At 60.6% G+C, this 22,470-nt stretch carries 23 protein-coding genes; 6 read left to right on the top strand and 17 right to left on the bottom strand.

Annotated features, from left to right (window positions below; genetic code table 11):
• Positions 1-25: 25 nt before the first annotated feature.
• Genes NW808_RS08295 through NW808_RS08305 form a run of 3 tightly spaced genes read right to left on the bottom strand, consistent with a single transcriptional unit; the run spans position 26 to position 4,055 of the window.
• Positions 26-2,197, bottom strand: a complete 2,172-nt coding sequence (locus NW808_RS08295; RefSeq protein ID WP_414420882.1) for an RNA degradosome polyphosphate kinase — start codon at positions 2,195-2,197, stop codon at positions 26-28.
• Positions 2,198-2,232: 35 nt separating this feature from the next.
• Positions 2,233-3,210: a branched-chain amino acid ABC transporter permease gene (locus tag NW808_RS08300; RefSeq protein WP_414395449.1), complete on the bottom strand. Its 978-nt coding sequence runs from the start codon at positions 3,208-3,210 to the stop codon at positions 2,233-2,235.
• On the bottom strand, positions 3,210-4,055 hold the full coding sequence (locus tag NW808_RS08305) for a branched-chain amino acid ABC transporter permease (protein ID WP_414420883.1): 846 nt from the start codon (positions 4,053-4,055) through the stop codon (positions 3,210-3,212). The genes NW808_RS08300 and NW808_RS08305 overlap by 1 nt, the downstream gene beginning before the upstream one ends.
• Before the next feature lie 123 nt (positions 4,056-4,178).
• On the opposite strand from NW808_RS08305, the gene lptC reads away from it, so the two are divergent.
• Entirely contained in the window at positions 4,179-5,129 is a 951-nt protein-coding gene (gene lptC / locus NW808_RS08310) for an LPS export ABC transporter periplasmic protein LptC (RefSeq protein ID WP_414420884.1), read from the top strand.
• Between the two features lie 76 nt (positions 5,130-5,205).
• Positions 5,206-6,867 (top strand): sulfatase, encoded by a 1,662-nt coding sequence (locus NW808_RS08315; protein ID WP_414420885.1) that lies wholly within the window; start codon positions 5,206-5,208, stop codon positions 6,865-6,867.
• 3 nt (positions 6,868-6,870) lie between these two features.
• Here the strand turns inward: NW808_RS08315 and NW808_RS08320 are convergent, their stop codons facing one another.
• On the bottom strand, positions 6,871-7,356 hold the full coding sequence (locus tag NW808_RS08320; RefSeq protein WP_414395441.1) for a DUF3531 family protein: 486 nt from the start codon (positions 7,354-7,356) through the stop codon (positions 6,871-6,873).
• Between the two features lie 227 nt (positions 7,357-7,583).
• Here NW808_RS08320 and fabG point away from each other — a divergent pair, with 227 nt between their 5' ends.
• Complete coding sequence (fabG, locus tag NW808_RS08325) at positions 7,584-8,327, top strand: 3-oxoacyl-[acyl-carrier-protein] reductase (RefSeq protein ID WP_414395568.1); 744 nt, start codon at positions 7,584-7,586, stop codon at positions 8,325-8,327.
• A gap of 44 nt (positions 8,328-8,371) precedes the next feature.
• Here fabG and NW808_RS08330 read toward each other — a convergent pair whose 3' ends face one another.
• The 7 genes from NW808_RS08330 to NW808_RS08360 form a co-directional block, all read right to left on the bottom strand.
• A complete protein-coding gene (locus NW808_RS08330; RefSeq protein ID WP_414411581.1) occupies positions 8,372-9,070 on the bottom strand; it encodes an HAD family hydrolase in 699 nt (232 codons plus the stop codon).
• A 38-nt stretch (positions 9,071-9,108) separates the two neighbouring features.
• Complete coding sequence (locus tag NW808_RS08335) at positions 9,109-9,771, bottom strand: YqiA/YcfP family alpha/beta fold hydrolase (RefSeq protein WP_414395435.1); 663 nt, start codon at positions 9,769-9,771, stop codon at positions 9,109-9,111.
• 5 nt (positions 9,772-9,776) lie between these two features.
• Positions 9,777-10,016, bottom strand: coding sequence for a preprotein translocase subunit SecG (secG, locus tag NW808_RS08340; protein ID WP_414395434.1), 240 nt, complete (start codon positions 10,014-10,016; stop codon positions 9,777-9,779).
• Positions 10,017-10,094: 78 nt separating this feature from the next.
• Positions 10,095-10,403 carry a hypothetical protein gene (locus tag NW808_RS08345; RefSeq protein ID WP_414410076.1) on the bottom strand — a complete coding sequence of 103 codons (309 nt, stop codon included), beginning with the start codon at positions 10,401-10,403 and terminating at the stop codon, positions 10,095-10,097.
• Positions 10,404-10,557: 154 nt separating this feature from the next.
• The gene (locus NW808_RS08350; protein WP_414420886.1) at positions 10,558-10,689 is read right to left on the bottom strand and encodes a hypothetical protein; all 132 of its coding nucleotides are present in this window, start codon (positions 10,687-10,689) and stop codon (positions 10,558-10,560) included.
• 44 nt (positions 10,690-10,733) lie between these two features.
• Positions 10,734-11,273 carry a hypothetical protein gene (locus NW808_RS08355; protein ID WP_414420887.1) on the bottom strand — a complete coding sequence of 180 codons (540 nt, stop codon included), beginning with the start codon at positions 11,271-11,273 and terminating at the stop codon, positions 10,734-10,736.
• A gap of 45 nt (positions 11,274-11,318) precedes the next feature.
• A complete protein-coding gene (locus NW808_RS08360) occupies positions 11,319-12,617 on the bottom strand; it encodes an FAD-dependent oxidoreductase (protein ID WP_414420888.1) in 1,299 nt (432 codons plus the stop codon).
• Positions 12,618-12,790: 173 nt separating this feature from the next.
• Here NW808_RS08360 and NW808_RS08365 point away from each other — a divergent pair, with 173 nt between their 5' ends.
• Positions 12,791-13,144 carry a DUF6464 family protein gene (locus tag NW808_RS08365; protein WP_414420889.1) on the top strand — a complete coding sequence of 118 codons (354 nt, stop codon included), beginning with the start codon at positions 12,791-12,793 and terminating at the stop codon, positions 13,142-13,144.
• Here NW808_RS08365 and NW808_RS08370 read toward each other — a convergent pair.
• Complete coding sequence (locus NW808_RS08370) at positions 13,141-14,595, bottom strand: BCD family MFS transporter (RefSeq protein ID WP_414410079.1); 1,455 nt, start codon at positions 14,593-14,595, stop codon at positions 13,141-13,143. The genes NW808_RS08365 and NW808_RS08370 overlap by 4 nt on opposite strands.
• A gap of 170 nt (positions 14,596-14,765) precedes the next feature.
• Here NW808_RS08370 and NW808_RS08375 point away from each other — a divergent pair, with 170 nt between their 5' ends.
• Positions 14,766-16,136, top strand: coding sequence for a hypothetical protein (locus tag NW808_RS08375; RefSeq protein WP_414420890.1), 1,371 nt, complete (start codon positions 14,766-14,768; stop codon positions 16,134-16,136).
• 235 nt (positions 16,137-16,371) lie between these two features.
• Entirely contained in the window at positions 16,372-17,838 is a 1,467-nt protein-coding gene (locus NW808_RS08380; protein ID WP_414420891.1) for a hypothetical protein, read from the top strand.
• On the opposite strand, the gene NW808_RS08385 is transcribed toward NW808_RS08380, so the two are convergent.
• The 5 genes from NW808_RS08385 to NW808_RS08405 form a co-directional block, all read right to left on the bottom strand.
• Entirely contained in the window at positions 17,835-18,554 is a 720-nt protein-coding gene (locus tag NW808_RS08385) for a class I SAM-dependent methyltransferase (protein ID WP_414405111.1), read from the bottom strand. The genes NW808_RS08380 and NW808_RS08385 overlap by 4 nt on opposite strands.
• Positions 18,555-18,662: 108 nt before the next feature.
• Positions 18,663-19,394, bottom strand: a complete 732-nt coding sequence (gene thyX / locus NW808_RS08390; protein ID WP_414420892.1) for an FAD-dependent thymidylate synthase — start codon at positions 19,392-19,394, stop codon at positions 18,663-18,665.
• 31 nt (positions 19,395-19,425) lie between these two features.
• Positions 19,426-20,139 (bottom strand): DUF4397 domain-containing protein, encoded by a 714-nt coding sequence (locus NW808_RS08395; RefSeq protein WP_414420893.1) that lies wholly within the window; start codon positions 20,137-20,139, stop codon positions 19,426-19,428.
• A gap of 176 nt (positions 20,140-20,315) precedes the next feature.
• Positions 20,316-21,581 carry a bifunctional sterol desaturase/short chain dehydrogenase gene (locus NW808_RS08400; RefSeq protein ID WP_414420894.1) on the bottom strand — a complete coding sequence of 422 codons (1,266 nt, stop codon included), beginning with the start codon at positions 21,579-21,581 and terminating at the stop codon, positions 20,316-20,318.
• A gap of 124 nt (positions 21,582-21,705) precedes the next feature.
• Positions 21,706-22,275, bottom strand: coding sequence for a DUF192 domain-containing protein (locus NW808_RS08405; RefSeq protein WP_414420895.1), 570 nt, complete (start codon positions 22,273-22,275; stop codon positions 21,706-21,708).
• Between the last annotated feature and the right edge of the window lie 195 nt (positions 22,276-22,470).

The following is a 22,470-nucleotide window of genomic DNA, read 5'->3' on the forward strand; positions in this document are numbered from 1 at the left end:
CTTCCCTCAGGTCTGCGGGTGAGGGCTAAGCGCGACCAGCAGCCCGCTCCATCAGGCGTTGATGGGTGGAGCGCACAGGCTCTCCCGGCCTAGGCCGTCGCTGCACGTAAGTGCCGTCAGGACGCAGCTCCCAAGCCTGCCGGTTGTCTGTCAGGCAGATGTCCAGAATAACCTTCAGCTCCTGCTTCAACACCGGATCCTCCACGGGGGCAACCACCTCGACGCGGCGATCCAGGTTGCGGGTCATGTAGTCGGCGCTGCCGATGAAGTACTCCTCCTGGCCGTTGTTGTAGAAGTAAAAAATGCGGGAGTGCTCCAAAAAGCGCCCAATGATGCTGATGACGCGGATGCGCTCGCTCAAGCCTGGGATCCCTGGCCTTAGGCAGCACATGCCGCGCACAATGAGGTCAATCTCCACCCCTGCCTGGCTAGCCTCGTAGAGCAGCCGGATCATTTCCGGGTCAGTGAGGGAGTTGATCTTGACGATGATCCGCCCCTGACCCCCTGCCTGAGCGTGGCGCATCTCGCGGCGAATGAGAGCTTCCATCCCCTGGCGCAGCGTGCGGGGAGCTACCAGGAGCTTGCGGAAGTGCCGCTGCCGCGAGTAGCCAGTGAGCACGTTAAACAACTCGGTAACATCGTGGCAGAGCGTCTCGTTGCAGGTAAACAGGCCTAGGTCGGTGTAGATACGGGCAGTTTTGGGGTTGTAGTTGCCGGTGCCGATGTGGACGTAGCGGCGCAGGGATCCCTCCTCTTCTCGCACCACCAAAGCCAGTTTGCAGTGGATCTTCAGCCCTGGCAGGCCATAGGCCACGTGAACCCCGGCTTTTTCCAGCTTCTTGGCCCAGAGGATGTTGTTTTCTTCGTCAAATCGAGCCTTCAGCTCCACCAAAGCGGCCACCTGCTTGCCATTTTCGGCAGCTTGGATGAGGGATCCCACCACTGAGGAGTCTCCGGAGGTGCGGTAGAGGGTTTGCTTAATGGTGAGCACCTGGGGATCGTTGGCCGCTTCCTCCAAAAATCGCTCTACGCTGGCGGCAAAAGACTCGTAGGGGTGGTGCACCAGCAGATCCCCTTCCCGAATGACGGCAAAAATATCCACCGGCTCCTCGCTCACCGAAGCAGTGCGCAGGCGGGGCGGTGTGACGGGCCCCCAAGGCGGATCCTTCAAGTCGGGCCGGTCTAGGTTGAGGAACGCCATGAGCCCGCCCAGGTTCAGAAGGCCATCCACTTCGTACACCAAGTCGGCATCCAGGTGGAGTTCCTCACACAGCCGCTGGCGGATGGCAGGGGGCATCGACTTGGCAACCTCCATGCGCACCACCGAGCCGAAGCGGCGCTTGCGCAGCTCTTCCTGAATGGCGGCAAGCAGATCGTCGGCCTCGTCCTCCTGGATGGCTAGATCAGCGTCGCGGGTGATGCGGAAGGGATGGTACTCCAGCACCTCCATGCCCACAAACAGCGCCTCCAGGTGGTGGGCAATCACCTGCTCCAGCGGCACAAAGCTCACCCCATCCCGCAGGGGCACAAAGCGGGGCAGGGTGTTGGGCACTTTGACGCGGGCAAAATGCTCCTTGCCCGTTTCTGGATCCCGCACCACCACCGCCAGGTTAAGGCTGAGGTTGGAAATATAGGGGAAAGGATGGCCCGGATCCACCGCCAGGGGGGTGAGCAGGGGAAACAGGCGGCGATCGAAATACTCCCGCAGTTCCTGCCGCTCTGCCTCCGTCAGGTCGCTAAAGTTGCGGATGTGAATGCCTTGCTCTGCCAGCTTAGGCACCAGCTCTTGCCGAAAGCACTCGTGCAACTTTTGAATCAGGGGCCGTAGGTGCTGGGAAATCTGGCGCAATTGCTGCTGGGGGGTGAGGCCATCGGGGGTTGGCAGCAGCACGCCTGTTTCCAACTGGCGGCGGATCACTGCTACCCGCACCATAAAGAATTCGTCCAGGTTGCTCTCGAAAATAGCCAGAAACTTCAGCCGCTCCAGCAAGGGAGTGCGCTCGTCCAGGGCCTCGTGCAACACCCGGGCGTTGAACTCAATCCAACTGAGCTCGCGGTTAAAGTAATGCTCGGGCAGGGCATAGCCCTCTTTGATGGGGGCAGTCGGGATCCCACCCGGGTCAACCCCAACTTCCGCTGGACAATTGCCCGGGCCAGGGTTAGAGGAAGGAGTGTTTCCTGGAGGCAACATCGTCATAAGGCGGGATTGGCGAGGGGGCAGCCGACCCCATCCTATCCTGCTGACTCTCCCTCAGGGGTTCTGCTCGCCCTGGACAAAGAAGAGGCATCCCCAACCGGCTGGGGCGGACGTTCCGGCAGCAGACCCTGTGGACGAGTGAGGAGAATAACCTGCAGGAGGAGCCCGATGAGCAGAATGCGCAAGGGGCCGGCCCGCGTGGCCCACTGGGGCGGCAGACGATTGGTGAACAGTTCACTGGCCGACCACACCCCCCAAATGGCCAGCGCCCCCAGCAAAGCGCCACGGTTGTTGCCACTGCCCCCGGCAATCAACATCACCCAGACAATGAAGGTGGCAAACTCGGGCTGAAAGGCTTCCGGGCTGATGAAGTTGACAAAATGGGCATAGAGGGCCCCTGCCAACCCCATGAGCATGGATCCCAGGACAAATGCCTGGAGACGAAACTGGAGGACATCTTTGCCCGCAGCTAGGGCTGCCGGCTCGTCCTCCCGAATGGCCCGCAGCACCCGTCCCCAAGGGGAGCGATAGGCCCGCTCGCTTAGCCAGTAAACGCCTGCCAAAACCAAGAGCACCAAGCCCAGGTACAGCAGCGTATCCTGCCCTGGGATCCAACCGCGAAAGGGCCGCGGGATGCGAGTGATACCGCGTACGCCGTTGGTTAGCCAGCCCTCGTTTTTCAGGATTTGGCTGATGATCTCGGCAATGCCAATGGTGGCGATGGCCAGGTAGTCAGAGCGCAGGTTTAGGGTAATCAAGCCAATCAAAAAAGCAATGGCTCCCGCCACTACCGCTGCCACCGCAAAGCCCACCCAAAAAGGCAGCGCAAAGCCCCCCAGATGTTCAGGGCTCGGCGGCGTCGTAACAATAGCGCTGGCGTAGGCCCCCAGGGCAAAAAAGGCCCCCACGCCAATGTTGAACATACCGGCGTAGCCCCACTGGATGTTGAGGCCCAGCGCCAGTACGCTGTAGATCCCAACCAAAATCAAGAAGAAAATGGCATAGCTCAGCATCAGGCTCGCCCCCCCACTAGCCCAGTAGGCCGGAAGATCAGCAGGAGGACCAGGATGGCAAAGGCCACCCCCGTCTTGTAGGCTGGGCTAATCACCAAGGTCGAGAACTCCTCCGCTAGGCCAATCACCAACCCCCCAGCAATGGCTCCGTAAGGACGACCAATGCCGCCGAGGATGGCAGCAGCGAAAACGGGCAGCAACAGCCGCCAGCCCATCGTAGGGTGCAGCCGGGTATCTAGGCCGAGGAAGATGCCCGCCAGACAGGCCAAAGCCGCCCCGAGGGTCCAGGTCCAGAGAATGATCTGCTCCGTATCGATGCCGGTCACCTTGGCCAAGTCAAAGTTGTCGGCCATGGCCCGCATGGCTTTCCCCACCCGCGTGTGCTGCAAAAACAGGTGCAGCGCCACCACCAGCAGCGCCGTTCCCGCCAAAATCACCACCCAGTCCGGCTTCATGCGCAGCCCACCCACCTCCCAGGGGATCTGGATGCCCTGGCGGTACACCTGGTTGTCGGGTCCCCAGAGAATCTGCACCAGGCTGCGCAAAATCAGGGCCGTGCCAAAGGAGGAAATGAGCAAAATAACGGGGGCCTCCCGGCGCAGGCGGCGATAGACCCATCGGTCGATCCCCACCGCACACACTGCCGTTGCCAAGGCTGCCGGGATCCAACTGACCCCTAAGGGCCAGCCCCAGCTGACAAAGGTCAGGGCAAAATAGGCCCCCAAGGTCATCAGATCCCCGTGGGCGAAGTTGGCAAAGCGCAAAATGCCAAAGGTCAGGGACACGCCAATGGCCCCCAGGGCGTAGATGCTGCCCAACACAAGGCCGTAAATGAACAGTTGCAACAGTTGCTCCACAGCTGTGCCGCCATCTCTTGCCTGATGATGCCACAGGCGGATCTCAGTAGGATAGCGCTAGGGTATGGGGAGGGCGCCCAAGAGAGATCCATGCAGCCTCATTCTCTTTGGATGCTAGGGTGGCTTGTGGCTTTCGCTCTGCTGGGCCCTGCCTGTAGTGGGCCAGAGCTGACGGCAAGCAGGGATCCCACACCTGCAGCCTCCCTTCCCACCCCCCAGTTACTCTACGAAGACATCACCCTTACCCAGGCCAAGCCCGACGGTGGTCTGCTCTGGCGCTTGAAGGCACGCCTAGCCAAGTACGAGCCGCCGCCGTCAGAGGCTACCCCCGTGCAGTTGGGATCCGCCCATTTGGAGGCCATCGAGGGAGAGTTTTTTGACGAAGACGACCGCGCCGTTCGCGTCCGGGCCAAGCAGGGATCCGCTTACCCCAGCCAACGGCGGCTGGAATTGAGGGGGCAAGTCGAGGTGGAGTCCGAGCGGGATAACCTGCGCCTACAGGCCCAGCGGCTGGAGTGGCTGCCAGCCCAGCGCCTGCTCAAGGCCGAAGGCGAGGTAAAAGTGGAGCTGTTGGAGGATCAGGGCTTCCTGCAGGGGGATCGCCTGCTGATGGACTTTGGCCAAGGTCAGATGCAGGTGGAGAACTTGGATCCCACGCAACCAGTACGGGCGGGGTATCGGGAGCTGGAGCTGGCTGCTAGGCGCTTCCTGTGGCAGTTTGGCGCGAGGAAAGTGCAGGCGGTGGGAGCAGTAGAGGTGTATGCCCCCCAGCAAAGCGTGCGCCTTAGTGGCGAGGAGTTGCGAGCTCCCCTGCCTCTAGCTGAGTTGCGCCTGGTGGGCAATGCGAAAGCCGAAACCGCCCGCGTCAGCGGGACAGCGTCCCTCGAGGCCCAGGAGATCCGGTGGCGCATCGGCTCCACCCGACTGCAGGCTCTGGGCCAGGTGCGCTACCGCCAGCCTAGTCAGGCTTTGACCGTGAGTGGCGACAGGGGCCTCCTCGACTGGCAGAGCAACACCATCCGGATCCAAGGCAACAGCCAAACCCATCTCACCCTGCCCTAGGGGCCAAAAGGCAGGTGGGAGCATGTCAAGATAGTTTAAGAACCCTCTGCGGTGGGTTGTGGTGAGGTTTCCAGAAATGGCAGAGATCCCGAAGGGGGAGCGCCCCAATATCCTGTTGATTGTGCTCGATACCCAGCGGGCGGATCGTCTCTCTTGCTACTGGTCGGAGGAAGAGCGGGCCCGCCAAGTCCCCACCAGCCCCAACCTGGATCGGCTGGCTGCAGAATCCACTCTCTTCGAACGGGCCATTGCCCCTGCCCAGTGGACGATCCCCTCCCACGCCTCCCTGTTTACAGGAGAGTACCCCAGCACCCACCAGACCATTCAGGCAGACCTAGAGCTGAGTCCTACCCTACCCACCCTGGCAGAGCTGCTGAAGCTGGTTGGCTACACCACCGTTGGCTTCTGCAACAATCCCCTAGTCGGGATCTTGAAAAATGGCCTGCGGCGCGGCTTTGACACCTTCTACAACTACGGCGGGGCTCTGCCCACCCGCCCCCCTGAGGGCAACCCTCTGCCGCCTCCCCTCAACCGCTGGCTGGCCGCCTACACCCAGTTTTGGCGCCGCCTCTCCTACCCCGTGCAAAATGCCTTTGCTCGCTCCGACACCCTTTTTCAGTTGGCCCTGCACCCCTGGTTTGCCTCCCTCTGGACCTGCTTGATGAACTTTAAGGGCAACACCGCTGCCTCCATTGCCGACCTCAATCGCTACCTCCAGCAAATGGCCCGCCGCCCTGCGGGGGCGCCTCCTTTTTTTTGCTTTGTCAACCTAATGGAGACGCACCTGCCCTACTGGCCGCCAGAGCCTTTTGTGCAGAAATACGCTCCCTACTTTAAGAACAGCCGAGAGGCCCGGGATTTCCTGCGCCAGTACAACGCTGAGCCCTACCGCTGGATGGCACCCCTACCGCAGCCGCTTTCTCCCCTGCAGGCGCGGGTGCTGCGGGACATCTACGATGCAGAAGTAGCCTACCAGGATCACCTGCTGGGATCTGTCTTTGCCACCTTGCGCCACACTGGCCTGGAGCAAAACACTCTGCTGGCCATCGTCGCCGATCACGGCGAAGGCTTAGGAGAGCACGATTTCGTCGGCCACGCCTTTGTGGTTTACGAAGAGCTCATCCGCGTGCCCCTGATCCTGCACTACCCCGGCCACTTTCCTGCAGGAAAGCGGGTGGCCACCCCCGTTTCCACCCGCCGCCTCTTCCACACTCTCCTGGAGGCTGCCGGCTTTGGCCCCAGCCTTTCTCTAGCCGACGGCACCCCTCGGGTTAGCCTCCGGCTCCGCCGCGAAGTTGCCCGCCTTAGCCTAAGCCGTACCCTGGCTGGGGAGGATCCCGAGCAAGGCGTAGTGCTTAGCGAGGCCTTCCCGCCGCAGATTCTCTTGCGGGCCATGGAAAGCCGCAACGACAGCCTCTTGCAGGCCCGCGCCTGCTACGCCACCCGCCGCGCCCTCTACGAGGGAGGGATCAAACTCATCCAAACTGGGGAGAGCCCTAGCCTCTACAACCTAGAGCAGGATCCGGCGGAGCAGCGGGATCTGCTCTTGGCTGAGCCTGGGGATTCGGCGTTGGGATCCCTTTCTCCCCAAGCTTGGCTAATTCGCCTGCAACAAGGGCTAAGGCGGTGGCTGGAGTGGGCTGAATCGCGCCGCCCCAGCTTGGCTCCTCGCAAGGTGGATGTGGAAAGCGATGCAGACTTGCTGCGGCGGATGCAGGAGCTGGGCTACCTAGAGTAGAAGCTACTCCAGCTCTCCTTCTTCCCCCCAGTGATCCTGGAGGTAGCTGTGGAGATCGTAGGCGTCAGTCTCCTCGAGATCCGGCGCTGGCCAATCCTCGTTTTGCCCGCCGATGATGACGCGGGTAAGGCCAATGTACTCTAAGCTAAGGGTGCGCAGGGCATTGATCAACACGTCCAGCGCCATTGCGTCGGCAGTGCCCAGGTCAAACCAGCAGCGGGCCCAGTTGCCCTTCTCCTCGAGGGATCCCATGTTGTGCATGAGCGAGGTGACGGGAGGCAAGTCACTGGGGTACTCCAGGTAGCTGAGATCCGCCTCAGCCTCCTGAACCACCAAGCGCTCGGCGTTAAATCCTCCCAGCTTGCCCAGCACATACCACGATTCCAGCACTTCCCTGAGGTACTCCAGCTCTGCCGGCACGGGCGGCTCGGCAAACTCAAACCAAATCCAGAGGTTGCCTGGATCGCACTCCCGAAACTCCACTTGCATGGACGGTTTCTCTGCCAGAAGCCAACTTTCTATCGTGACATACTCCCGCTCCAAGCGCTCCGCGCCGCCAGCGCGAACACCCTGTCGGGTAGAGGGCGGGGCTTCCCGGCGGGGCTAGCTAACGGGCCGTGGCCGACGGCAAGGCTCCAAAGGAAGCCAAAGCGTCCTATACTAGTGCGGCTATCGCCCTTGCATGGAGGCTGCTGCCTATGTCTGAACTCCTCCCCTTGCCCTCGCTCCACAACCAGGTGGCCGTGGTTACGGGAGCCAGCCGAGGCATTGGCCGGGCCATTGCCCTGCATCTAGGAGCCATTGGTGCCAAGGTAGTCGTCAACTACGCCCACTCTGCCGCCGAGGCCGAAGCGCTAGTGCAGGAGATTGCCGCCGTGGGAGGGGAGGGGATGGCCCTGGCCGCCGATGTCTCCCAGCCCCTAGAAGTGGAGCGGCTCTTTGAGCAGGTGATGGAGCGGTGGGGCCGGGTGGACGTGCTGGTTAACAATGCTGGCATTACCCGCGATGCCCTCTTGTTGCGCCTAAAGCCGGAAGACTGGCAGGCAGTGCTGGATCTCAACCTTACGGGAGTCTTCCTCTGCCTGAAAGCAGCCGCCAAGATCATGGTCAAGCAGCGGCAGGGACGCATCATCAACATCACCTCAGTGGTGGGCTTGGTGGGCAACGCCGGCCAGGCCAACTACAGCGCTGCCAAAGCGGGGGTAATTGGTCTAACCAAGACAGCAGCCCGCGAGCTGGCCAGCCGCAACATCACCGTCAACGCTGTCGCCCCTGGCTTTATCACTACCCAGATGACGGAAAAGCTGGATCCTGGCCCCATCCTGGCCCAAATTCCTCTGGGGCGACTGGGATCCCCGGCGGAAGTGGCGGGGCTAGTGCGCTTTTTGGCGGCTGACCCGGCGGCGGCCTACATCACCGGCCAAGTCTTTGCCATCGACGGCGGCATGACGATGGGCTAAAGCTTTCCGCTTCTGGAAGACTTGTCCTGCCTCCACGATTCTTCCTACTCCAGCTCCAGAAGTTCTGCCAATTCGGCAAAGCTGTCCACCACAGCATCGGCGCCTGCCTGACGCAGCTCTAGTGGCGTAAAGGCAGTGGTGAGGCCCACCGCAAGGCAGCCTGCCCCCTTAGCCGCGCGGATCCCGTGGGCAGAGTCTTCAACCACCAAACACAAGCTGGGATCCAAGCCCACTTTGGCAGCTGTTTTCAAATAGGGCTCGGGGTCGGGCTTGGCTCGCTGGATGTCTTCAGCGGTAATCACGGCGTCAAACCAGCGGCCTAGGTCAAAGCGTTGGAAAATCTGCTCCTGATCCCGACGGGTAGCAGAGGTGGTGAGGGCAAGGGCCGAAAAGCGACGGCGGCTGAGCTCCAGAAACTCCAACACCCCCGGCACCAAGAGCACCTCTTCCAACAGCTCCCCGAAGGCCCTGGCCTTTTCCTCAATCAAGCGCTGCACCAGCAGGGGCCGCTCTGCGGGCGGGGTGTCCGTCAAGTGTTCCACGAGATACTCAAACATGTCCCGGTCAGTGCGCCCCTTAAACTGCAGGGAGACAGGAGCCAGATCTAGAGCAAGCCGGCAGCGCTCCAAGGCAATAGCGCCGGCACGGGCGTGGATTGGCTCCGAATCCACGATTACCCCGTCCATATCCAAAAAGAGGCCGGCAGTTGCCTCAGCGGCACGGAGCACTTTGGGGGGCAGCATGGGGCTGAAGGATGTTAGGAGCCAAAACGGCAGATAGGCTAGGAGGGCGTTTCCGAAGGCAACTGGGACCAGCCACAGAAGCGGCTGACCACCTCCCAGAGGGTTTCTAGAACATCGGTGAGGGCATGGTCACTCTCCACAGCTACCAGTTGCGCCCAGGGGCGATGGGCGACGTAGTTGCGGCTGGCTTGGATGGGGATGACTTCGTCGCGGGTCCCATGCACAATCAGGGTGGGCACAGGCCGGCGCAGTGCCTCCTCGGGGTAGCGCTGGGCATCGGTAACAAAGTCATAGGCCAAGGGCAGCGGCCGCCCTTCTTGGTGGTGAAAGACCAGCATTTGCCCGCTGCGTTGCCAAGCTTCCACGGCTTCAGCCCCTAGCCGCGGCAGCCAATGTTGCAAGAAGCCAAAGGCCGGTGCCAGCAACACCAGCCGTTCCACGCAAGACTGCTGCTCAGCTACCCAGGCAGCCACTACACCTCCCAGGCTAGAGCCAATCAGGGTAACAGGAGGATGCCCCATGGCAGCCAACTGTTCAGAAACTTGCCGGATCTGGCGAGAGAGAGTGAGCTGGGTAAAGTTGCCTTGGTTGAGATCCGGCACCTCCAGAGGGATCCCAAGCCGCTGCAGCCGCTGGCGGAAAAAGGCAGCCTTGGCTGATTGCGGCCCCGAGCCAAAGCCGTGCAAGTAGATGACTGCCACGCTACTTATTGCCCTGCGCCTGTGGAGAGCCAGCCTGCTCCCAGCACCACACTGATGGAGAGAAAAAGGGTAGCCACCGTCCAGGTGAGGCGGTTCAGATTTTGCTCAGCGCTCTTGGGGCTGGCAAACAACTGGGCTTGCCCGCTAATAGCCGCCAGGCCATCTCCCTTGGGGCTGTGCAACAGCACCAAGATCACCAGCAAAATAGCCGAGGCAGACCAGAGAAACTCGAAAAAAGCTTCCATTGCCGAGGATCCCACTAGGGCACATTGCTGGAGTTATTATCACTCGGATTCCAACTCTAATGCACCCTGGGCCTTCCCCTAGCTAACTTTAGGGTTGTGCGCTCGACTCAGCTCGCAAGGTTGGAGCTGAGCCTCCTCGACTTTGTCGGTCACTAGAGGGGCGCCAAAGCAACCCCTGGCTACTGGGTTGAGCAAGCTTGGCACTTGACGGATGGATCCCTGGCGCAAGCAGGAGTGCAGGCGACGCAGCAGGAAGAAATCCGCCTCGGAACAGCCATCTTGAAATAGCCTCAGGTTCAGCTCGTGTTCTTGAGCAGCGGTAAGCAGACCAGTCCTCATAGCTGCTTGGATGATCTGCTGGATGGCGGTTGCCCTAGCTTCGCTCACAGCAGAGGTGCTCCCAGGGGAGGTCTTTGTCTATTCTCGACAAGAGTTCCTGCTCTGGGCTCCGCTAAATGGCGGATTGAACGTCTGCTCACAGGGGCTGCCCTTGTAAGCTCCAGGGTTACGAAAAGCCCCCGGCTTGAGCGGCGGGGCAAAACTAGGCCGCCTGCCCCTTCAACTGCTGCAGGGATCGGAACAGAAGAACCACATAGACCCAGAAGATGGGCACAGCGGCTGTGGCAGCGGCAGCCGCAACCATGCTCACCCCAAAGTCGCCAACATCAGCCACAACTATGACAAATCCAACTATCAATCCACCCGCAAAACCAAGAATCAAGCCCAGGACCAGAAGGGCCCAAAACACGCCCCACCAACGACCTTTGACGAGATTCCAACTGTAGCGCGCAGCCCTCCTGTAGTTCCTTGATTTTCTAGAGCAATGGCACAAGGTGTGAGGGCCAGCTTAACCCCTACATAAATGCCTGGGATGATCAGAAAGATGGAGGCAAGGGAAGAGAGGAGTGCTGCTAAGAGGGTGCCCAGAACTAGAGGCACTGCCTTCGAGACAGCTCGGTCGAGGCTGTTGCCCAGCAGGGGAGCTTGCCGCTTCAGGCGCTGATCCACCAGCCACAAGGCTGCTCCGCCTAGGATCGGTGCAACAACAATGCCATAGGCCAGTTGGAGGATCCCCCCGAGAAGTGGGGTCAGCTCCGGGACGATGGGCAGAATAAAGTTTGGAGAGGCCAGGATCAGCAGCGGCCAGTAGATGGGACCTACCAACTCAAACGACCGCTGCAGGAGCGGGATTGGGCTAAGGGTGGCGTTTTGCATGGCGGAGGGATCCCTGTGGGCGATTAAGTCCACCCCCTTCATACCACGGGATCCCAGCTTTGGTTCCGGGAGTAGAGTTAAGAAAGTCTACAAGGCCGATTTTTGCAGGATCCAGGCTGCTGCCTGTTCGCCGCTGCGCAGGGATCCCTCGATGCTGCTCTGGTGAGTGTACTCTCCAGCCCAGAGAAGGCCTGGCAGGCCGCTATGGGTGGGAACCAAATGCTGCTGGAAGCTAGGCGGCTGCACAAACTGGGCAAAAGGGATGCGATACACCCGCAGCAGGCGCAACTGTTTCAAGGGGGCTTTGGGAAAATAGACCTGCAGCTCGGCCCGACAGGTTTGGGCCAGCTCCTCGTCGCTCAAGGGGGGATCCCCCAATACCGTCACCGAATAGAGGTGTTGGCCAGGAGGAGCTAGTGCCGGGCTGATGCGGGTGAGCTGAACCCAGTGGTTGATCCAGCCTTGGCCGCTGGCGTTGAGGTACAAGTAGGCGCCGCGGGCCAGAGAAAAGGGAGCGCAGAAGTAGAGACAGGTAACCGACCGTCCCTGGGTGGGGATGGGCACAGTGGCGTGGGGACAGAGCTCGGCTTGCCAGGCCCGCGCCTGAGGGGCCTCGGTGGCGCAGACTACCCACTCGGCAGGGATCTCCTCTCCGCCGGCGGTGCGGATCCCGCGCACTCTTCCTTCCTCCACCAGGATGCGCTCCACCGGGGTTTGGTAGCGGATCTGCTCTGGGGAAAGGTAGCTGGCCAGTTGGCGGGCAAGTTCTCCCATGCCCAGTGCTGGGGTGACAATGGCCCCCTCGGCCATCATCTTGAAATAGAACGCCAAGAGACGGGCACTACTGGCCAGCTCTGGATCCAGAAGAATGCCGCGGAAAAAGGGGTAGAAGAAGTGCTGGCAGATCTTGGCGGAGAACCCGTACCCCTCTAGGAACTCTCGCACCGAGCCATCGGATCCCCCCAGCCCTTCCTGGAAGACCTGCTCCGGCGTGCGCTGCGCCAGCTCCGCTCGCAACTGCAGCACCTTGAGCTTGTCCCCAAAGCTAGCCAGGGGGTTGAATAGGGAAGAGACGAGGCTGGCTGGATCCCGCAGCGGATCCCCTAACAGCCAGCAGCGACCGGATCGGGCCAGGATAGCTCCCGGACGGTAGGGGCAGGGGTTAAGTCTGCTCAGATCCAGATGCCGCCGCACCTGAGGGTAGGCCGTAAACAGCACCTGAAAGCCGCGATCCAGGCGAAAGCCCTCCACCTCGTCGGTGCGCACCCGGCCCCCGGGGCCGTCGCTTTTTTCCAAGACTAGGACATCCCTCCACCCCGCCTGACTCAGCACCTTGGCGCAGGTTAAGCCGGCCAGCCCCGCCCCGATAACCACTACTTTGCCCATGCTCTGCCGGGATCCTTTCTCGCCCACGTATTCTAGCTGCCTCCTTCTCTCACCTGAGCCGTCCAGCCACCCCGGGAAATCCACTACACTGAGTAAAGCTGGTAGTACAAGCCAGCCTGCGTCCATCCCTTCGTTTGCCGAGCTGTTCTCCAGGCTGGCCGCCGCTGTGCCCTATGGCTTCTGTCAACCCAACCTTGCCCATTCAGTGGATCGATGCCGATTCGGGAGAGGTGGTGGACGAATGCCCCTGGGAAACCAGCCCCCATCCGGGCACCTACGTTCAACTAGCCGAGCAGCACTACCTGGTTTTAGAAAAGCGCCACTCCTACCAGTTGCGGCAGGGCAAATATCACCTCTGTGGCATCCGCGCCCTCGTTCGCCCAGTGAGCCCACCCCCTGAAGCAGGCCAGTTTTTGGGGGATCCCTCCTGTCGCTTCAATGCCCGCTCGCCCCTGTTGCGCTGCGCCGTTAACCCCACTGGGCCCTGCCAGGGTTGCCCGCACTACGAGCCGGTGCCACGGCGTTAGCCCTCTAACTCAAGCGCTAGCACTTTGGTGAGAGCGCGGCTGGTGTTTTCCCGAAACTCCGCTACGCTCACCCGGCCCAGCAGATACACTGCCAGCAACATCACCCCTGCCTCCACTCCAAAGACGGTGGCATAGGCCAGCACCGAGGAAGTGGGGAAAAGTAGCCGCCCCAGATCGAGCAAAGCGCCGCCAATGAGGGTAGAAAGCGCCTGCGACATCGCCTGGGCCAAGCCCCACGCGCCGATGAAGGTGCCGGCGGTCTCTGCTGCTGTCAAATCCAACATTAGGCTAATGGCGCCGTTGGTGGTGATCCCCGAGGCTAAGCCGAACAGGATCATACATAGCTGCAGCAGCTGCGGCTTGCCTGTAAACCCTGCGGCAATGGTCAGCCCAAAAGAAAGGGCCACCAGCAGGCAGCCCAAGCGGGCAGTCGTCTGCTTGCCCAGCCTAGGCACGATGAGAAAGCCAGTCACCACAATCCCTACCAAGACGCCTATACTCCAAAAGGCGTTGAGCTGGGTGCTCTGGGCTACCGTCATGCCAAAGACCTCGCCGCCATAGGGCTCGAGAACCGGCTGTTGGATGAACAGGCCCATGGTCATCAGGGTCAAAAAGCTAAAGAAGATCAGGGTTTGGCGGCTGGCGGTGAGCACCTTGAGGGCCGTGCCCAGGGTAATCTGATCCTCCCGCCCGGCCAAGGTGGAACGGGATCCATAGCGGGAATAGCGCTTTTCTACCCCCCAGGTAGCGATGACCCCCAGCAGGATCACCACGGCAGGAATGACGATAAAGAGGCGGTTAATCGTACTCTGGAGATTCTCTAGATCCAGGCCGCGCAGCAGCACCGCCGAGCCAATCGCTCCCCCGGCAATGCCCAACATCAGCATCGACCAGACGATCCCCACCAACTGGGAGCGGTTGTGCTCATCGGAAACGTCCACCAGCAGCGCCGCAAAGGGCGTGGAGCAGGCACTGAGGCAAAGCCCGTAAAGAGCAAACATGAAGGCGGCCAGAGCAATCCAGCCATAGGTGGCCAGCGACCAGCCACTTCTAGCAAAGCTCTGCCCCAAACCCCACACCACCTGCACTGCCAAAAAGATGCACAGGGCAAAGAGCACCGATCCCAGGCGTACATAGCCGCTGCGGTGCGTCCCAAACAAAGGCTTGGCATCGGAAAGCTGCCCAAACCAGACGCGGGCCGGAGACACCAACTGGTGCATGGCCAGGGATCCCCCTGCTACCGTGGCCGGGATGGCCAAGAGATTGGGGTCGATCATGACCCGGTTGAGCACCCCCAGCGTCAGCAGCGACATCATCCCCAAGCCCATCTGAAATAGGCCCAAGCGAAACATGACGTGCAACGGCAAGGAGGGGATTGCCGGCTGGGGGTTTTGGGCAAGAGCCGAAGCAGCCGACAAGTTGACCTCAGGATCCCGTTGAAGATTGGCCATGATCTGGGAAAGTTGGCAGGAGCGCTACGATTTCTATATGGTAGCCCAGGTGGCTTGGGATCCCGGCAAAAGCATGGGGTTGCCAAAAGTGAAACCGCCACGTCCTCTCCCCTTTTGGGAGCTATTGTCAGGGTATAGTCCCCCAATTTCCAATCCTCAGGAGTATTGCTATGCGCGCCCCCATCCCCTGGCTGCTGAGTTCACTGAGCTGGGTGGGCATTTCCCTGGCCGGAGCAGCCCTCGTCCCTACACTGATGGTGTCCACCTCGCAGGCAACCCCTATGGATTTTCCGCTCCACCAGTCCCTTTCTTCCCCCACTCCTTCAGAGTGGGCGGAATACTTGGCTTACAGGCAGGTCATCGACCGGACGATCTCCATGACCTGGGATCCGCAAGCGCGAGCCTTGGCAAAGCAGTATGGGCTGGATATCGTCAACATCACCTGGGAAGATACCGGACGCCACAAGGGATCTGCCCTTGGCCCCAACATCAGCGACATGACCATCCAGGTACAACAGCTCAACCCCAGAACGGGTCACTACGAGCTGAGCTTGATGCCGGTGATCCGCTACCCCAACTTTGCCGATCTGTCTGCCGACCTGCCCCTCGACAGCCTACAGGTGCTGGTGGGCAACGAAAAAGGAAAACCCCTGCAACCCGTGTCGTTGCGAGAGCTGCTGGGGAATCTGCGCCGCTACTTACATGATCCCGGCTCTTGGGCCGGCAACCGGAACTCCCTGCTGGCTCCACGGGATAGCCATGTGTTGGTGAGCGCCCAAGCTGCCTTTTTGCCTATCCCTGCCGGGGGCTCTGCCCAATTCAACCCGGTGTTGTTCAACTACCAATCCTATCCCGGTAACCCAGCCGTGCTGGCAATCTTGGCCACCCGCGAGGGCACCAGCATTACGGTGATCGAGAACCGCACCGAAGATAGGGTGGGCGGGGCTATTTGGGGCCAGCGCCTTTTCTTCAATCAGAACGGTGAACGGGCCAGCCTCACCGGGCAGCGCCTCAGCGATTTTCGGGCCGAGCAAGCCGCCAACCCAACCCCCAGAGATCCCCATTCGGCGGAAGTAGCAGAAGAAGCCCTGAACCTGGTGATGGTGATCCAAGTACCTCTCCAGCAGCGGCAGCCGCCGCGAAGGGAAGTTGAGGATATCTCTGTCAATTTCGGACCCGCAGCCGGCCTGGCCGGCCTCAGCAATGTAGAAGCCGCCGTCATCGGACATGGGCCGGTGGAAGGCCCCTTCACCGAGATCAACAACCTGGACATCGAGCGAGATCCCCGCTTTCCCATTCGGGTCACGATCCAGTTCTACAAAGCCACCGACAATGGTGTGGTCTCTGCTGAAGACATGGCCCAAATTCACCATCAAATTGCCCGCGTCTATCGAGAGGCCGACTATGTGGGCAGCTTGGTGATTCAGCGGGATACAGGCCGACCTACGGAGTACGACCGCGACGCAGAGACAGAGCGCCCCTTTCCCTTTCCTTGGTTTCCTTGGCGGCTTCCTTGGTTTCCTTGGTGGCCGCGACGCTAGGGCCTGCTGCGCATTTTTCCCACAACCTGCCGCCAGGTAGCAACATCTTCTCGCGCCTGGGTTTCTCCACTACACTGACTACTGACCTGACGCCAAGGGGAATGGGTGTCGGCCCGATATCCTCGGCAAGGTCAGGGTCTGCAGAGACAGTTGCCAAGGTCTCATTTCTTGAGGCCATGGCGCTTGTCTGTGCCAGCTCTTGCCCAAGGCAGTGGGGAGTTTTTCCTGCAACCCTATGGCTGAGGCAGTTCCCGTTCGGCGCTACGACCTGTTTGTGCAGGCTTCCCGGCTGCTGCAGCGCTACCGGCAGCTCACGCCGGAACTGCGTCCCATAGGGCTGGAGGTGGCCCTGGCCATCCAGTATCACCGCGCTCAGGCCGGATCGGGATCCCTTTTGCCGCCGGTGGGATCTCCCCATGGCCTGCCCCTGGAGCAGGTGGCCCAGCGCATTTGTGACCCGTTTTACACCAAAGCCCACCCTCTCTTACCTACGCTGCCAGAGACAGGGGAGCCCCTGGTGTGGCCGCTGTTTAACCAAGGGGAAAATGGCCTTGTTCGGCCTCTGGCGCCAAGCAAAGTGGGGGGCAAATTGGTCGAACGCCGCTGGCTCAAAGCCTGCAACAGCCAGGAAGGCATTGGCTGTCATGCCCTGGCCGCCCACTTGTGGCAGGACGAGCGTTTTTTAGCAGCAGACCGGGATCTGTGTCCCTTTCGCCTCTACGACGGGCGCTACCCCCTAAGCGTGGACCAAGGGCGGCAAACCTGTGGCTTCGACGACCATCCCTGTGGTTGGCAGCCCGGCCACCCCAAAATGCTGCAGGTGGTGGGCAAGGGCAGACAGGCCGAGATCCTGCTTCCCCACTGGACTGACGCGATGTGGGCCATGCTTATCCCACCCCATCGCCCTCTACCCATCTATCCTCTTCTGGTGATGCTCTACTTTGGCCAGGAGACTCTGCAAAAGGGGCGGGATCGCCTTTCTGTGGAACAGTTCCGTCTAGATTTTCAGTTTAGCCACTCCCAACTCAAGCTGTTGTTTGCCACCCACCCGGAACACCCTCTCAACCGCCCTCTGCTTGCCCTGGCTGCGCAGCCGGAGGTGGAGGGGGGAGCCGTCGAGCTGTTGCCCTCTATGCCACCCCTCTTGCACCAACCTGCAGGGGGTAGGGTGGTTTTAGATCCCGACGAGCCGCCCCAGTTTTGCAGCAGTGGTATCCCTTCCTCTGCCGGAACAGACCCGCTGATGGCAGAGCGCCGCCGCCGGCGTCAGTTGGAGCGCAGCGAGCGCCACAACGAAATCTTGCACCAGTTTCGCCGCTGGTTCCGTCTGGCTGGCTTGGAAGTGCGCGAAGACCAGCACACCTTTGACTTCTTAGCAGTTGCAGACGGGCAGCTGCTTTTGGCCGAGGTGAAATTGCTACACCACAAAGATGCAGCAGAGGTCATGCAGGAGGTGGTGGGGCAGTTGCTCTACTACGAGCGTTTTGCCCTCACGCCTTGGCTAGAACAGGGCTTTTCCGTCCAAAAAGCCGCCGTTTTTGACGGGCCGCCGCCGGATCCTTACATCCGCTTTCTTGAGGACCTGGGCATTGCCACCTACTGGATCAACGAGCAGCAGATGATCGATGGGCCGGAAAGCTCGCTGCGGCTGCTGCGCCAAATGGAAGTGCGGGTACGGCCGGATCCCGAGTTGGGAGACTAGGCCAACGCATCTTTCCTAGGACTAGCTACTGCCAACAGAGACAGGCCAAAGGGCAGGGGGAACTTGGGGATCAAATAGGCTTCTGCAGCAAAGATCTCAGCTAAAAGCCAGTTGACCCAGGGCAAGGGCATCTTCAGATCCTGGCTCTCCCTGAGACGTAGGCCCTTTTGGGCTAGGCGGATCCCTGCTGCCAATGGAAAGAGAAAGCTGTTGAAAAAGGTAAAGATATAAGTTTCCAAGCCGACGCTTTTAAGTAGGGAGCGAAGTTGTTCCGGCGTGTAGCGTCTCTTGTGGTGATTGAGTTCGTCGTGGGTACTCCATAGCCAGGGGTAGGCCGGTACCGTAATCACCATGTAGCCAGGGGGCTTTAGCCTCTTGGTAAGGGCTTCCAGAGCCGCTTTGTCTTCCTCCAAATGCTCTAGGACATCCAGCAGAGCAATCAAATCAAATTGTTGAGAACCAAAAGGGATCCGATGTGGCAATTCCCCTTCGGCCACAACTCCGATTCCACGGGCCCGGGCAATAGGCAATGCTATCTCGCTTCTTTCCACTGCGAAGACCTGGCCAAATTGAGACAACATTTCCAGGTTGCCACCGCTGCCACAGCCGACTTCCAAAATACAAGCTGCGGGAGGAAGAGGGATCCTTGCAATAACCTGGCGGAGAATGCGGCGACGGCCCAGAAACCACCAATGCCGATCTTCTAGGCTCGCCATTTGTTCATAAGCTTTGGGATCCATAAACCCCTAGCCAAAAGGCGAGGTTAAAGCTCAGGGAATTCTAAGCCTTGACTCTAGGCTTTGTAGGGCGTTCTCATCCAATTTCTAAGGAGATAGCCTAGCCTTGCCCCAGCGGTTTTTGCGGTACCACGCCGCAATGTGCGGGCACCACGCTTCAAAGTGGGGCCAAATCAGGTCGCACAACTCCCGAATTTCACGCTGCGCATCTGCCTTGGCACGTAGATCCAAAAAATGCATCAAGCTACGGCAGTTAAAACTCACCACGAAGTGCTGCCGAATGCCGTAGCCTAAAACGCAGCGAGCATCCTCAGGTGGTACACCGCACTCGGTTACCAAGCGGCGGTAGGCGGCCACTTGGCTGCGGTATTGCTCTAGCACAATGCCTAGCGCCTCTGGGGAGATGGGGCAAACTCCCTCGCGAGTCTTGGCCTGCCCCTCCTTGATGTTGGCGGGGACATAGAACACCCGCTCCAGTTGGTCAGGGCTGGGATCGGATCCCAGTTCCAGAAGCTGCTTCCCAGTGTACCGAAACGACTGCACATCGAACGACACCCCAATACGGTGCGTGCGCGCCTGCTGCACCACTAAGTGCGGAAAATACCCCACAGCAAACGTAATCTGCGGATGCTCCAAAGGCCCATAATGCCCACGGTCACCCTCCAATAGGTGCCGCACCACCGCCTCACCGTAATTGGCCGGGACGCGACTGGCAGCCGTAACGTACTCCGCACTGTAGTCCTGGTGCATCGCCAGCCAGATCACCCGCTCGGGATCTGGGGTTTGGCTGAGCACCTCCACCCGGAATAGGGTATCCACTGTTACTTCCCGAAGGGTAGGAGGAAGACACCTAGAGAAGGCGACGAGCCCGCGTTTCTTCCGCTAGCACCCCACTCAAGCTTGGATTGCTACGCAGCAACCCTGCCACATAAAGGGTATAGACTTTGCCTGCCTCCAATTGCAGGTCAAAGCGTTGCAGGGGGATCCTGGGAGCGACGGTGAACACCTGGACTTGGGTAAAGCCGGGGCGCATCACCTGAAAGGTAGAAGCCTGCCCAAAGGCCAACTGGGGTATCAGCACTCGTCCCCGCTCCCCTTGCCATTGCAGAGGGGGCGCGTCGGGGGCAGCGTGGACAAACCGCACCAGGGCCTGATCGAACAGGGGGTTAATATTGTCTTCTAGTACCAAGGCCGTCACGCGATTGGGCTCGTCAGCGGCCACCACTGAGAATACTCCCCCACCTCTAAAGTTGGCCACCGTTTTGGCCACCACCTGAGAAGCCGAGGACGTCTCGGGCGTTGCAAGCAACAGGATGTCGTACTCTCCTGTCGGCAAGCGGGTATACTCGCTCACCAAGCCATAGGCTACACTGCGCGCTACTTTGACGCCCCCCACTTCCAAGTCAAGGGGAGGGGTATTGGGGGCCACATGTACCAGGCGCACCTGAACCTCGGCGACCCCTGCAGCGGTTATGGGAATGGCACAGCCGGACAAAAGCCCCGGTATCCAGGCGCCACCCACTAGGCAAAGCACTGCGCGCGCCCATTGTTGCGCAATTTTCATCGCTCACTCCTACTCCTCACACCCAACGTTCATTTGGAGAGCGAGCTGCTGAATTCTCCAAAAGGGCATTTTCGCTCCCCGAAGGGATCCCATCCTGCTGACGCCAAAGAACCTGCTTTTGTCTTACTCCACCTTTGCGCCCAATGCCATAAGCTGGCTAGGACTTGCCCGACTCCCTAGATTGGGATCCCAGCGCTGGGATCGGGGACGGCTAGTGGAGAAGAGCGGCGGCTGAAGAGCCGGAAATAGGTGCTGACGGCCAACTCTTTCAGCGGGAAAAGTAGGTAGGTGAGGGGGTTGATGGTGACGATGATGTTGCGGCAGTCGCGTTTGGCCTGGGCCAGGATTTGGGCGGCCACCCAATCCCCCGACATAACTCCAATCGGGTTGAGCTGGCTCTTGAAAGGGCCAAGGATAAGCTTGCGCACCACGCAGGGAGCATCGAGACGGCGCAGGGTCACCAGGTCGCCCAGGGCCCGTTTGGAGAGCTCGTAGAGGGGGCTAAAAGCAGGGCTGGCCTCGGCTTCGGAGGTGTTCACCCAGACCTCTTTGGTGGCCATTTCCCGATTGCTGCGCACCGTCTGGAAAAATAGCTCCATCAGGCGCCATGCCGAGAAGGTGTTGACGGCATAGGACTGGCGAACCGATTCGGGATCCCGTTGCCTATGGACGTTTAGGCCGTGGTTGATTACCAGGATATCGACCTCCTCCAGGAGCTCGGCCAGGGATCCCTCCTGCCCCACCTGCCAGCGAACAGTCGGCACCGGCTGAAGTTGTCCGTCCACTTCGATGGAAACCGAATCCGCATGGGAGCTGAGGGCGATGACTTGGGCCCCATGGCGGGAAAAGTGCTTCAAGAGGGCCCGGCCCAGGGTGCCAGAGGCGCCAGTGATGGCCACGCGCTTGCCTTTAAAAGAGAGACTGCTGCCCATGATCCGATCCAGCAAGGTTAGGGTGCCGCAGAAGTAGGCGTTGGTGTCGTCGAAGTGGTGCCGCCAGTGGTAGGCGCGGTTAACATGCCACTGGCTGGGAGGAGCAGGGAAAGGCCCCGGCTGGTGGGTAATATCCGTTTGCAGAGCTAGCCCGCAGCCCCGCAGCAGGCCAGCAGCTAAGAAACTGGCCGAGTAGACCACTCCCACCGCCGCCGCCAGGCCGTACAGCCAGGATCCCTGTCCCAACAGCACCACCCAGGGGATCCCAGCCAGAAGCATCGTCGCCGCTTCCGGGACGTCGTGGTGCCACTGGGATTCCCGGTATAACTTTGGGTCTACCACGCTGAGATCGGGGCGAAACAGGCGGTGGTGCAGGGTGTGTTTGGGCATCAGCCAGGGCCACTGGTGAGCTAGCCAATGGCGCACATCCCGCACAATCTCGGCCCAAAGCACAGAAGCCAGGGCCACAGCCCCGACCCCCAGCCACTGGGCTACGCTGCTAACCTCCATAGGGCTTTGCTGGCAGTAGCCGAACCATCCTGAGCTCGCCGTCGCCTCTTTGCATCAGCGACCCCTAGGAAGAATCATCGCAAAGAGGCCATCCCAATCGCAATCAAGACGGCCAACAGGACCCTCAAGGAGCTTTGGGCGAGAGCTCGCGGATCTCAACCGTATCTCCAACTTGCAAGCCCAAGGCCGCTGCCGTCCCGCCACGGAACTCCAGCACGCTGTCCACTAGCTGGCTGGGGGGAGGCCCATAGGCGGGGCAGGGCAGGGCGGGACAGCCGGGCACATTGGCGGCGATGTACACCACCCGGCCTTGGTGGAGAAAGATAATGTCCAGGTTCAGCGGTGTGTTGAACATCCAGAAGGCAGCCGGCTGGGGTGGGTCGAAGGGGAACCACATGCCGCGATTGGGCGGCAAATCGGTACGGAACATCAGGCCCAGCCGCTGTTGCTCAGGGGTGCGAGCCACCTCCAGCTCAAAGCGCCGACCGGCAAGGGTTACTTCTGCTTCCACGGGCAGGCGCTGGGGCTCTCCTTTGGCGGGGGCAGCGTTGGCAACAGCTGCCGTCCCCTGGGCTTCCAAGGATGAGGATCCCCCAGCGGCACATCCCAGCAGCAGCAGAGCCAGGCCCAAGGCAATCCCGCCCACGGGGACAACCTGGTAGGAGCGCCGACCCCTCTGTGACTGCCAACTCATCCGCTCTGAGAGACCTACGAAACGCTAACAAACACTCCCATGATCCATGACCGGTAGCAGGCTCAACGCCTACCGCGCCGCCAGAGGGATCTCCACAGCCCCCACCTCCCGTCGAGCTGACAGTGGTTGCTCCTTGCCCTGGATAGAGCCCACAGGCTAGAGACGGAGCCAACTTTAGCCCAGGCAAAATGCCTA

Source organism: Synechococcus sp. W70.1 (assembly GCF_047461515.1).
Taxonomy (GTDB): domain Bacteria; phylum Cyanobacteriota; class Cyanobacteriia; order Thermostichales; family Thermostichaceae; genus Thermostichus.